The 12,544-nt window shown below is 38.2% G+C and carries 10 protein-coding genes; 7 read left to right on the top strand and 3 right to left on the bottom strand.

Annotated features, from left to right (window positions below; translation table 11 throughout):
- The 3 genes from BM327_RS15640 to topA form a co-directional block, all read right to left on the bottom strand.
- The coding region (locus tag BM327_RS15640; RefSeq protein ID WP_139230421.1) for a PorP/SprF family type IX secretion system membrane protein at window positions 1-911 on the bottom strand (911 nt) is incomplete at its 3' end.
- 180 nt (window positions 912-1,091) lie between these two features.
- Window positions 1,092-2,249 carry a formimidoylglutamase gene (locus BM327_RS15635; protein ID WP_090253401.1) on the bottom strand — a complete coding sequence of 386 codons (1,158 nt, stop codon included), beginning with the start codon at window positions 2,247-2,249 and terminating at the stop codon, window positions 1,092-1,094.
- A 431-nt stretch (window positions 2,250-2,680) separates the two neighbouring features.
- Window positions 2,681-5,047, bottom strand: coding sequence for a type I DNA topoisomerase (gene topA, locus BM327_RS15630; RefSeq protein ID WP_090253398.1), 2,367 nt, complete (start codon window positions 5,045-5,047; stop codon window positions 2,681-2,683).
- A gap of 228 nt (window positions 5,048-5,275) precedes the next feature.
- Here topA and miaB point away from each other — a divergent pair, with 228 nt between their 5' ends.
- The 7 genes from miaB (at window position 5,276) to groL (ending at window position 12,385) form a co-directional block, all read left to right on the top strand.
- Window positions 5,276-6,712: a tRNA (N6-isopentenyl adenosine(37)-C2)-methylthiotransferase MiaB gene (miaB, locus tag BM327_RS15625; protein WP_090253395.1), complete on the top strand. Its 1,437-nt coding sequence runs from the start codon at window positions 5,276-5,278 to the stop codon at window positions 6,710-6,712.
- Window positions 6,713-6,729: 17 nt separating this feature from the next.
- Window positions 6,730-7,992, top strand: coding sequence for a sigma-54 interaction domain-containing protein (locus tag BM327_RS15620; protein ID WP_090253392.1), 1,263 nt, complete (start codon window positions 6,730-6,732; stop codon window positions 7,990-7,992).
- Window positions 7,993-8,124: 132 nt separating this feature from the next.
- Window positions 8,125-8,523: an LPS assembly lipoprotein LptE gene (lptE, locus tag BM327_RS15615; RefSeq protein ID WP_170853785.1), complete on the top strand. Its 399-nt coding sequence runs from the start codon at window positions 8,125-8,127 to the stop codon at window positions 8,521-8,523.
- A gap of 1 nt (window position 8,524) precedes the next feature.
- A complete protein-coding gene (locus BM327_RS15610) occupies window positions 8,525-9,982 on the top strand; it encodes a hypothetical protein (RefSeq protein ID WP_090253386.1) in 1,458 nt (485 codons plus the stop codon).
- Window positions 9,983-9,985: 3 nt separating this feature from the next.
- Window positions 9,986-10,294, top strand: a complete 309-nt coding sequence (secG, locus tag BM327_RS15605) for a preprotein translocase subunit SecG (RefSeq protein WP_090253383.1) — start codon at window positions 9,986-9,988, stop codon at window positions 10,292-10,294.
- Window positions 10,295-10,454: 160 nt separating this feature from the next.
- Window positions 10,455-10,730, top strand: coding sequence for a co-chaperone GroES (locus BM327_RS15600; RefSeq protein WP_090253381.1), 276 nt, complete (start codon window positions 10,455-10,457; stop codon window positions 10,728-10,730).
- A 17-nt stretch (window positions 10,731-10,747) separates the two neighbouring features.
- On the top strand, window positions 10,748-12,385 hold the full coding sequence (groL, locus tag BM327_RS15595) for a chaperonin GroEL (protein WP_090253378.1): 1,638 nt from the start codon (window positions 10,748-10,750) through the stop codon (window positions 12,383-12,385).
- Window positions 12,386-12,544 lie beyond the last annotated feature (159 nt).

The raw sequence follows: 12,544 nt of genomic DNA, 5'->3' as shown, positions 1-12,544 counted from the left end.
GGCGGAAGTATGTAACAGTATTTCACCATTAACTCATGCGACCCCCAAGAATTCGTTCTCAACTTATTTACAGTGGCATCGTAAGAGTAACCTACGTTTAAGTTAGGAATCACATCTATCATCCCTAACATAATAGCAACTGCATCGTTTGCTCTAAACGTTAACCCACCATAAAATCTATCGTCGTATAAAGCACGTACATTAACATCTGCACTTGTCTTTACTAAGTCTGTTCTAACTAAAACGTTTGCTTCTAAATCTACATCTGGAGCAATTAAATCTTCAAAATACTTCCCTCCCATTAAATAGAAGTGACGTGACATTGAAAGTCCGATAGCCGTATCGAATTGCGCGGCATTCAAGTGAACACCTGAAATACCCGCGTAAAAATTCTTATCGGAGTGGTAATAAACTCCAAAGTTCATATCCACATTTGTTTGAGAATAAGCTGTTGTGTATAGTATTGGATCAACACCTGCAGGGAACTGCGTTTGCGGAGTTACCCACGTTGGTGTATTACTCATACTAGAAATACCTATACCTAACCCTATACCTAACAAATCACCGTTTGATAAAGGTTGGTGATACGCATAGTTCAACACTACGTTGTTTTGACGGTAAAAACCAATCGCATCATGGTAAAAAGAAATACCCGCTGCACTTGGGAAATAACGCTGAAGGTTAGCCTCAACATTAAGAACTGCAGAGTTTGGAGCTCCGTTCACTCTGTCCCACTGATTTCTATAAATCGAAGTAGCACAAACTGTGTTCTCAGTTGTAATCCCTGTAGCACCTGGGTTCAAACTCATTTTATCAAAAATAAAGTGAGTCAACAACTTTTCTTGCTGAGCGAAAGAAGTCCCCGTAATGCACAGGAGCAGCGTCGCTACAAAAAGTAATCTTTTATCCATAATATCAAATAGTTAGCACAATTTATTCCCATGGCTCATATAAAAATATGGACCAATAGGCGACTAAAATAATTAAAATTATCTAAAAACAGTCATTTTTAACAAATTTCAATCGTCAATCGTGTTGGTTTCAACATATCGTTGTTAATACTAACGGGTTAACTCAATAAAAGTTACAACTCAAGAAAGCTTCTGGTAGGTAGACCACCATAAATCTGGGATCTCATTTTGCATGGCATCTTGGTAAGTCTGATAAGAACAAGGCACCATGTGATGCCTAACATACTTATTCCCTTTTGTTTGCGGATACGGAACTTCCATCCACCATCTGCCCGACTTATCACTTTTCAGGAAATTAATTTCTGTATCAATTTCTTCTAAATAAACTTTAAAGCGCAAATAATTTTTTGTAGTTCCAATAGGGAAATCTCCAAAACGTGCAGCATAACCATCCATAAAATACCAGATAATTTGTGCCAATAAAGCATCCGTCACACCGCTATCCTTACCTCCCCAGAGGTTAAAAATACCGAAAGAACTTAACTTGTCTGACACCCCAGCATAACGCGCCAACCTACACATTTCATTGGCAAAAAATCCATTAGGATGCAGATAAGAAGTAGAATTTAACTCGCTCGCTCTCAAGCCCTCTATATCCAAACTTAAAATATCCGTATTTCTTAAAACTGGTTCTGCCAAGGTGATATCTGTGTTCAAAACACCCAATCTATGCACGTCAAAAAACAACTGTTCAAAAAGATCGAAGGTTGAGGTAGGATTATAATGGGCTTGACAACCTAGATTACTATAATTAAACAGATAATTTGGCTGGTGTAATACGATGTGACTCAACCATCCATTCTTATCAATTGCACCCTCTCCTGTTCCAAGGTCCAATTTTGCATCTATAGTAGTTAAGTTCACAAACTGCTCCAACTCTTCGTAGGCCTTATACAAAGCATAGGTTAAATCCTGAGAACCACCTACTACAATAGGCACGATATCTTTTTTAATTAATTCCTGCACTGCACTCGACAAAGCAAAGAAAGTATCAGTATACTTTTCACCAGGCAATAAATTACCCAAATCGTACAGCTTGAAATTCCATGAGGCAGCTGGAAACAATTTGTACAACTCTTTTCTGAAAGCATCCGAACCCTTCGGCATTACTTCGCTCACACTGCGGTATTCTGGACAGTATATTAAAGCAACTCCCTTTTCCTTCAATTCGGGAAAGTTATCAGGACTATGTATCTCAACATTATTTAATAGGTTGGCTTCCTCTTCTACAAATCTATCTACGGCTATACCTTGAAAATAAATTGAAATATCTTTCATAATTGTGCTTTGTACAAAACTACATAAGTCAAGGTTAAGCTTCACCCTGTGCTCAGAGTAAAAATCAAAGGTTCAATGTTAGTAACCTCTTTTTAGTGTTTTTCTTGGCCCCCATTTACGGCTATCCACTTTAGTTACCTTCCCAAGTCCAAGCAGTTTAAGTTTTGCTAAAGCACTTCCGGTGGTCGTACTCTAGCGCACTAACTGCTAAGGCCTTGGATGCGGTAAGCTATCGTTCCTATCCGTGGTGGAAATGAAACAGGGTGGATTTAATGATTCAACAATTTAAAGATTCAACAATTCAAGGATTTAAGGATTCAAGAATTCAAGGATTCAAGGATTTAAAGATGATTCTACTTAGAAGAAGGAGCTAAACAAAAAAGTCGCACCTTATATAAGGTACGACTTTTACTTCTTCAAATATTTTCTAACTACTTCTTCTTAGCTGTAGTTTTCTTTTTTGCTGTTGTCTTTTTCGCCGGCGCTTTTTTCTTTGCCGCTGTTTTACGCGTAGTTTTCTTCGGTTGATTTTCAGAGATCTCTATACATTGTTCATACGTCAAACTTTCTGGCTCAACATCTTTTGGTAATTTAAAGTTGTTCTTACCTATCTTCAAGTAAGCTCCCCATCTACCATTCAACAACTGCATAGTTTCATCCTCCTCGAACGTTTTGATCAACTTCTTAGCATCTTCCTCACGCTTCAACTGAATCAACTCTATGGCTCTATCCAGTTGTACTTCCATAGGGTCATCCTCTTTTAAAGAAACGAACTTACCATCGTGCTGGATGTAAGGACCAAAACGTCCAACATTTGCCTTCACAACTTTCCCTTCGTATTCCCCCAAAGTTCTTGGCAATTTAAAGAGATCCATCGCCTCCTCAAAAGTTATCGTCGTAATCGATTGATTAGCCCTAAGTGAAGCAAAACGAGGTTTCTCCTCTCCTTCTGTATCTCCAATTTGTACCATAGGTCCAAAACGCCCTATACGCACAATTACCTTTTCACCTGTTTTCGGATCTTCACCTAAGTGACGCTCCCCTGAGGCTCTGTCAGAGTGCTCCAAAGTATCTTCTACATTGGTATGGAAAGGATCGTAAAACTCCTTGATCATTTGTGTCCATTCTTGCAAACCTTTGGCAATCTCATCAAACTGCTCCTCTACTTTTGCTGTAAAGTTGTAGTCCAAAATTCTACCAAAATGCTCTACCAAGAAATCGGTAACCACTATACCTATATCTGTAGGTGTAAGTTTATTTTTATCCCTACCCGTAATTTCAGTTTTCAACTCTTTAGAAAGTTCAGAACCTTCTAACGTATAAACATCATATTTTCTTTCTTTTCCTTCGTGTTCTATCTTCTCAACGTAACCTCTTTTCTGTATCGTTGAAATCGTTGGTGCATACGTAGAAGGTCTACCTATACCTAACTCCTCTAATTTCTTCACCAAAGAAGCTTCTACGTAACGTGGAGCTGCACGGGTGAAACGCTGCGTTGCTGTAATTACATTGGCATTAACTTTATCACCAACATTAACTGCAGGCAACAATCCATCAACTGTTCCGTCTTCTTCGTCCTCATCTAAATTAGACTCTAAATACACTTTCAAGAACCCGTCGAATTTAATCACCTCACCTTTTGCTTGGAAAATATCTGCAACTCCTTCGGCTCCAATTTTAATGGTTGTACGCTCTAATTTTGCGTTGGTCATTTGAGAAGCTATTGAACGCTTCCAAATCAAATCGTATAAACGCGTTTCGTCTGACCCCATGTTTACACTGTGGGCAGCAAAACTCGTAGGACGAATTGCTTCGTGGGCTTCTTGTGCTCCAGAATTTTTATTCTTGTAGCGCTTTGGGTTAGAATACTCTGAACCGTAAGCACTCTTAATTTCTTTTTCCGCTGCATTGATGGCATCGTCTGAGAAGTTCACAGAGTCTGTTCTCATGTAAGTAATCTTACCTGCTTCATACAAACGTTGTGCAACTGACATGGTTCTTGAAACAGAGAAACCAAGTTTCAAACTCGCCTCTTGTTGCAAGGTAGAAGTTGTAAACGGCGCCGTTGGAGATTTCGTGCCGGGCTTTTTCACTACGTCTGTAATTTCAAACTCGGCGGCTTTACATGAATCCAAGAAAGCTTCAACTTCTTTGTCTGTACCTAAGTTATGCGCTAAATCTGCTTTAATAGTATCCGCATCTTTTTGGAAAAAACCAGAGAGTCTGTAAAAAGTTTCTGGTGTAAAGTTTTGTATTTCCCTTTCGCGCTCAACAATTAAACGAACCGCAACAGATTGTACACGGCCTGCAGATAAACTTGGTTTAACTTTTTTCCACAAAACAGGAGAAAGTTCAAAACCAACTAATCTATCTAATATTCTTCTTGCTTGCTGCGCATCTACCAACTCTTTGTTGATTTCTCTCGGACTTTCTATCGCCTTTAAGATGGCAGTTTTTGTAATCTCGTTAAAAGTAATTCGTTTCGTTTCCTTTTTATCCAATCCTAGCGTTTCATACAAGTGCCAAGAAATAGCTTCTCCCTCGCGGTCCTCATCGGTTGCGAGCCATACCGTTTCGGCACCTTTCACTAATTTCTTTAATTCTGTAACCAGCGCTTTCTTGTCTGGACTCACCGAATAATCAGGTTTAAAATTGTTTTCGACGTCAATTGCTAAGCCTTTTTTGGCAAGATCTCTTACGTGACCATAACTAGATTTTACAGTGAAATCTTTCCCCAAATAACCTTCTATGGTTTTTGCTTTTGCAGGTGACTCGACAATTACTAAATTCTTTGACATGTCCTATTTTCTATATTAAAAGGTGAATCGAATTAGCTGCAAAATAAGTTTAAATTATTGCTAAAAACAAACCACCCTTGGAAACTCTGTTAATTTAAGCTCTACTTATATACACCATTTCCGCTAAAAAAGTTCGCATAGTTGGTCTTTAATTAACGTATTTTCACTCTGCCATTTTGACACTAATCCTAGATTTTAGTTACTTTTGTCCCACAAATTTGATGAACAATGATGGATAATATTCTTGAGGGAAAGAAGATAGACGAAACAAGACAAGGTGAGGCATTAGAAATGGCATCATCATCAAATCCTAATGGAAAGAAATTATTTCTAGAAAGCTACGGTTGTGCGATGAACTTTGCAGACAGTGAAGTAGTTGCTTCTATTTTGATAAAACAAGGATACCAAACCACTAACGACGAGTTAGAGGCAGACCTTATATTGATTAACACTTGTAGTATACGTGAAAACGCTGAGGAAAGAGTACGTAAGCGTTTAACCAACTTCAAATACCGCAAACAACACCAACCTTCTTTAATCGTAGGAGTTTTGGGTTGTATGGCCGAACGCTTGAAAAAACAGTTATTGGAAGAAGAAAAATTGGTTGACATTGTTGCTGGACCAGACTCTTACCGTGATTTACCCTCTTTAATTAATGAAGTTGAAGGTGGACAAAAAGCAGTAAACGTTTTATTAAGTAGAGAAGAAACTTACGCAGATATTAGTCCTGTACGTCTAGATAACAAAGGAATTTCATCATTTGTAAGTATCACTAGAGGGTGTGACAACATGTGTTCTTTCTGTGTTGTACCTTTTACAAGAGGTAGAGAAAGATCTAGAGATCCACAAACCATCGTTCAGGAATGTAGAGAATTGTTCGAACAAGGGTATAGAGAAGTTACCTTGTTAGGACAAAACGTAGATAGTTACCGTTGGAACATTACCAACAAAGGAGAAATTAAAGACGAAACTAAACCAACTACAAACTTTGCTGAATTGATGGCAATGTGTGCAGAGGTTCATCCAGATTTAAGAATTCGTTTCTCTACTTCTCATCCAAAAGATATGACGGATGAAGTGTTGGAAACTATTGCTAAATACGACAACATTTGTAATTACATCCACCTACCTGTTCAATCTGGAAATACAGAAGTATTGAAGAAAATGAACAGAGGATATTCTAGAGAGTGGTATTTAAATAGAATTGACGCCATTAAGCGCATTGTTCCTGAAGCTGCCATCAGTACAGATATCATTACAGGTTTCTGTGGAGAAACAGAAGAGCAACACCAGGATACTTTAAGCTTAATAGAAGAAGTAAAATTCGATTTTGCTTACATGTACAAGTACTCTGAAAGACCTAAAACTTTAGCGGAAAGAAAATACGAAGACGACATACCAGAAGAAGTTAAACAAAGACGTTTAACAGAAATCATTACTCTACAAAGAGAACAAGGAATGGTTATTAACCAAAGCTATGTAGGTAAAACTGTGAAGGTTTTGGTGGAAGGAACTTCAAAAAAATCAGATGATATGCTTTGTGGAAGAAATGATCAGAACACCATGGTTGTTTTCCCGAAAGTTGATGTTCAACCAGCGTCTTACGTAAATGTAAAAATTACAGATTGTACTTCTGCAACATTAATTGGTGAGGTAGTGGCTTAATTCTTTTTCAACTGACTATGACTATACAACAAATTAAACAACGTTTCGGAATTATTGGTAACGCAACGCTTTTAAACAGAGCGTTAGAGGTGGCGGCACAAGTAGCCCCTACAGATATCTCGGTTCTTGTTACGGGTGAAAGTGGTACGGGTAAGGAAATTATCCCTCAAGTCATACATCAATTAAGTTCGAGAAAGCATGGTGAATACATTGCAGTAAACTGTGGTGCAATTCCTGAAGGAACCATAGACTCAGAATTATTTGGTCACGAAAAAGGAGCCTTTACAGGTGCAAGCGGAAGCAGAAAAGGATATTTTGAAGTTGCAGACGGTGGTACTATCTTTTTAGATGAAGTAGCAGAACTTCCCATGCAAACTCAAGTACGTTTATTAAGGGTTTTAGAAACCGGCGAATTTATTCGTGTTGGATCTTCTAAAGTGATTAAAACTGACGTACGTGTGGTGGCAGCAACCAATGAAAACATGATGCAGGCCATACAAAAAGGAAAGTTTAGAGAGGATTTGTTGTACAGATTAAGTACCGTTCCAATTCAACTTCCTCCCCTGCGTGATAGACAAGATGATATTCACCTCTTGTTTAGAAAATTTGCCCATGATTTCGCAGAGAAATACAGAATGCCCGCAGTTAAATTAACCGATGAGGCGGTTGAATTGATGCTGAATTATCCATGGCCAGGAAATATCCGACAATTAAAGAATATTGCCGAGCAAATATCTGTCATTGAGAATGAGCGTCTCTTAACTCCTGAGATATTGCGTCAATATTTGCCTGAATCACCTCACAGCAATTTGCCTGCGATTGTAAATAAGGAGAAAGAAAAGGACGAGTTTTATAGCGATAGAGAATTGATGTATAAATTCTTGTTCGATATGAAAAACGACCTGAATGAATTGAAAAAATTAGTGGTTGAAATACTTAACAACAACTCAGAGGTAAACTTAAGTGCTAACCAAAGAGATGTATTGAACAAGATGTATGAAGATTATCAAAGTGATAGTCCAAATAATTTCTTACCCAGTACGGTTGTTAATAGAGATAACGACTACTCCTCAAGTAAAGACGACGAAGTCCGCATCATAGAAGACGATTACGAAGAGCACATAGAGGTAGAAGAATCGCTCTCTTTAGAAGATAGAGAAAAAGAACTCATTCAAAAAGCTTTAGAAAAGCACAATGGTAAACGCAAGTATGCGGCCAAAGAATTAGGAATTTCAGAACGTACTTTGTACAGAAAAATCAAGGAATTCCATTTAAAATAAGTTAGTATATTCGGCATAGATATGATGAAGTTTGCCCTCTTTTTGGTTTCGTTTTTTCTATTTACAAGTTGCTGGCCAACGAGTGTAGGTTTTAAGGATGGTAGTATAGATCCTAGTTGGAAACACTTTTCGGTGGAAACGATTAAAAGTGAAGCAGCAAATGCTCCTTTGAATTATGCTCCTTTACTTACGGAAGATTTAAAAGACGAAATTCAAAATAGAACAGGCTTAAAATTGAATACAGGAAATCAGGAATCTCAAATCAATATTTCAGGAAATATTATTGGATATGAGATTGCTCCTGTAGCTATTCAAGGTAATGATAATGCTTCTAAAAATAGATTAACGATTACAGCTATTTTTGATATATTCATCACCTCTCCTGAAGAAGACATGATGCAGGTAAGAGCTTCTCGTTTCGCAGATTACGACGCAACACAAGATTTGGGAAGTATAGAAACGAACTTATACGAAGAGGTGAACAGACAGATCATTCAAGACGTAATCAACCAACTACTTTCGAATTGGTAAGATGAATAAGGCAGAATTAACAGAGCGAATTATAGATCCGAAAAAAATACAGCAATCGGATATCCCCGCGTTGAAAAACTTGGCAGAGAAATACAGCTTTTCTCCTGTTTTTTCGCTCTTGCTTTTATCTGGTTTATCCCAACACGATGATTTTAGTTTTGAAGAGGAATTAAGTGAACATGCCTATAGAATTCCAGATAGAATTCGTTTGTTCAATTTAACGCACGACATACAAACACAGGTTAACATTGAAGAACCTGAGCTTGAAATACCTGAACCAGACGCTACCTCCTTCCCTATCCAAGAGAATCTTGAAGTGGAAAATCTTGAAGTAGACAAGGAGCTTCCAACAGAAAACTTAGAGTCAGAAGCAACTGATTCGGAAGAGTTTACAGAGGAAGCTTTGGAAGAGGTTAATGAGGAAATCTCGGAGGACCAATCAACACCTTCTTCTATTGACGAAACACCTATCTTCAGTATAACCCCAGATCAGGAAATTGAGGAAATTTCTTCTGAAAATGAGGAAGAAAAGGCAGAAGAAGATTTTAACCACGAAGAGACTTTGAGTTTCGAAATTGAAACTACTGAAACCGAAATAACGGTGGATGAAGAAGAACAAGAAACTCTTAATGTGGAGAAGGAAACTGCAGAAAAAGAGGACCTTCCTACAGATATTTTAGAAATTGACATGTACGCTACTGCGGTGAGTCGTACAATAGAACACGAGGTCCGCATAGTACGCTCAGTTTCTGAAGAGGAGGGACATACAGAGCAAGAAACAGAAGTTTCAGCTGCTAATACAACTTCAGAACAAGTGAGCTTCACGGAGGAAAGCACTGATGCACCTGCTGAGGACATGCTGCATCTTACCGAAGAACAGGAGGTTGAAACAAATGACGTAACTCCTCAGCAAGAAACTGAAAAACCAAAAGATTTCTTTGCATGGTTAGCAGCTAAAAAAGCACAAAACACAGAAGAAAAAACGCAAGAAATAGAAAAAGAAGCATTGCCTTCATCTACGGAAACTGAAGTTGCAAAAACAACTCTCAACTCAGCCCCAATAGCGGAAGAAGAAATTACACCTGAAACGAGGGAAGAAAATCAAAAGTTAGGTTCTGTAAAAAGTGATATTGAAGAAAAAACTGAAGTTCAAAAGCAGGAAAAAGAAGAGCTTGAAGCTCCAAAATCGAAGGTCGACAGTATCATTGAGAAGTTTATTAACGAAGAACCACAAATAAGTAGGCCGAAAAAAGAATTCTTTTCACCAAGCAAAGTTGCCAAGAAAAGTCTAGACGAATCAAGCCTTCCAGTATCAGAAACCTTGGCACAAATCTTTGCCGCTCAGGGAAATTATCCAAAAGCAATTGCATCTTATGAGCAATTAATGTTGAAATTTCCAGAAAAAAAGAGTTTCTTTGCAAATCAAATTAAAAAACTGAAACAAAAATTAATTAAATAAATCATGGGAACATTACTTACTATCTTAATCCTTTTGGCGAGTGTACTACTTGTATTAGTAGTTTTAATTCAAAATCCAAAAGGTGGTGGTTTATCAACAGACTTCGGTGCTGCTCACCAGTTAGGTGGTGTTCAGAAAACGAACGATTCTATTGAGAAAGCTACATGGGGATTAGCAGGAATCATTGGTGTTTTATCTATTGTAATGACGATGATTTACAAAGGAGAAGACGCTCCAGTTCAACAAGAACAACCAACACAAACAGAGCAGCCAGCTCCAGCTCCTGCAGGAGAACAAGGAGGAGCACAATAATAAGCGTGGCATTTCGTCATTCTTATTGGGCTTAAACTATATTTTTAAATGTCAGTATGTCACGCATACTGACATTTTTTTTGCTTTCAACTGTCAAAAATGCTTTGGCATATTTTTCGACAAGCAGCAACATATAAATTTTACATAAACACAAATAGATATGTCATTAATGAAACCATTAGCAGACCGCGTTCTTATTGAGCCGGCACCTGCAGAAGAAAAGACAGCAAGTGGAATTATTATTCCAGATACAGCGAAAGAGAAACCATTGAGAGGAACTATCGTTGCTGCCGGAAATGGTAAACCAGACGAGCCTATGACGGTAAAAGTTGGCGATAGCGTAATCTATGGTCAGTACTCAGGAACTGAAATCAAATTGGAGGGTAAAACTTACCTTATCATGAGAGAAGCAGACATTTACGGAATCGTAGGATAATTTAAAAAGTTTAGAAAATGGCAAAAGATATTTACTTCGACGTAGAAGCAAGAGAAAAATTAAAAAGAGGTGTTGACGCATTAGCAAATGCAGTTAAGGTAACCTTAGGACCAAAAGGAAGAAACGTAGTAATTGATAAAAAATTTGGAGCTCCACACGTAACAAAAGATGGTGTTACTGTAGCCAAAGAAGTTGAGTTGAAAGACGCAACAGAAAACATGGGAGCACAAATGGTAAAAGAAGTTGCTTCTAAAACTGCAGATATCGCAGGAGACGGAACAACAACGGCTACTGTTTTAGCACAAGCTATCATTACTGCAGGTTTGAAAAACGTTGCAGCGGGAGCTAACCCAATGGACTTGAAAAGAGGTATCGATAAGGCAGTTACTGCTATCGTTGCTAAATTGAAAGAGTTATCTCAAGAGGTAGGTTCTGACAACGATAAAATCAAGCAAATTGCTTCTATTTCAGCAAACAATGACGAGATGATTGGGTCTTTGATCGCTGAAGCTATGAAAGTTGTAGGTAACGACGGTGTAATTACTGTTGAAGAAGCAAAAGGAACAGAGACTGAAGTTAGAACGGTAGAAGGTATGCAGTTTGACAGAGGTTACTTATCTCCTTACTTCGTTACAAATACAGAGAAGATGATCGCAGAGATGGAGAATCCTTACATCCTTATCTACGACAAAAAGATCTCTAACATGAAAGACTTATTACCTGTACTTGAGCCAGTTGCTCAATCAGGTAAGCCTTTATTAATTATTGCAGAAGACGTTGATGGAGAAGCATTAACAACTTTAGTAGTAAACAGAATTAGAGGATCATTGAAAATTGCAGCTGTGAAAGCGCCAGGATTCGGTGATAGAAGAAAAGCAATGTTGGAAGACATCGCTATCTTAACGGGTGGAACTGTGATTTCTGAAGAAAGAGGATTTACTTTAGAGAACGCTACAGTTGACATGTTAGGAACAGCTGAAAAAGTTGAAATCGATAAAGACAACACTACAGTTGTAAACGGAGCAGGAAACAAAGAAGATATCAAAGCACGTGTTGAGCAAATCAAAGTGCAAATGGAAGCTTCTACTTCTGACTACGACAAAGAAAAATTACAAGAGCGTTTGGCTAAATTAGCTGGAGGTGTAGCCGTTCTTTACGTAGGTGCTGCAACTGAGGTTGAAATGAAGGAGAAAAAAGACAGAGTTGACGATGCACTTGCCGCAACAAGAGCTGCTGTTGAAGAAGGAATTATCCCAGGTGGAGGTGTTGCTTTAATTCGTGCCGTAGATGCTTTAGATAACTTAACTGGAGTGAACGAAGACGAGACTACAGGTATTGCTATCGTAAGAAGAGCAATTGAAGAGCCTTTACGTCAAATCATCGCGAATGCTGGTGGTGAAGGAGCAGTAATCGTTCAACGTGTGAAAGAAGGTAAAGATGACTTCGGTTACAACGCAAGAACAGATGTATTCGAAAACCTTTACGCTGCAGGAGTTATTGATCCAACTAAAGTTACGCGTATTGCGATTGAAAACGCTGCCTCTATAGCTTCTATGTTGTTGACTACAGAATGTGTAATTGTAGATGAGCCTCAAGAAGAAGGTGCAGCAGGAATGCCAGGCGGTATGCCAGGTGGAATGCCAGGAATGATGTAATTTATATCCGCTTCGGCGGATTTCTCTGTCCTAATTTCCTGTTTTTACAGATAGTTAGGCTGGCAATATATATGGAGAGTCTCTTATTAAGGGACTCTCTTTTTTTGGAAGACCAAATAAAAATGACTAAATTTGTCAAGAAATAATACGTCAATTAAA

The sequence above is a fragment of the Lishizhenia tianjinensis genome (assembly GCF_900116425.1).
Classification (GTDB): domain Bacteria; phylum Bacteroidota; class Bacteroidia; order Flavobacteriales_D; family Crocinitomicaceae; genus Lishizhenia; species Lishizhenia tianjinensis.
This window is presented reverse-complemented; position numbering and strand designations above follow the sequence as displayed.

Bases quoted from the DNA above. Each gene is read 5' to 3' on its own strand.
- BM327_RS15620 (WP_090253392.1), top strand. From the start codon at position 6,730: ATGACTATACAACAAATTAAACAACGTTTCGGAATTATTGGTAACGCA.
- secG (WP_090253383.1), top strand. From the start codon at position 9,986: ATGGGAACATTACTTACTATCTTAATCCTTTTGGCGAGTGTACTACTT.
- BM327_RS15635 (WP_090253401.1), bottom strand. From the start codon at position 2,249: ATGAAAGATATTTCAATTTATTTTCAAGGTATAGCCGTAGATAGATTT.
- BM327_RS15610 (WP_090253386.1), top strand. From the start codon at position 8,525: ATGAATAAGGCAGAATTAACAGAGCGAATTATAGATCCGAAAAAAATA.
- BM327_RS15600 (WP_090253381.1), top strand. From the start codon at position 10,455: ATGTCATTAATGAAACCATTAGCAGACCGCGTTCTTATTGAGCCGGCA.
- groL (WP_090253378.1), top strand. From the start codon at position 10,748: ATGGCAAAAGATATTTACTTCGACGTAGAAGCAAGAGAAAAATTAAAA.
- topA (WP_090253398.1), bottom strand. From the start codon at position 5,047: ATGTCAAAGAATTTAGTAATTGTCGAGTCACCTGCAAAAGCAAAAACC.
- miaB (WP_090253395.1), top strand. From the start codon at position 5,276: ATGATGGATAATATTCTTGAGGGAAAGAAGATAGACGAAACAAGACAA.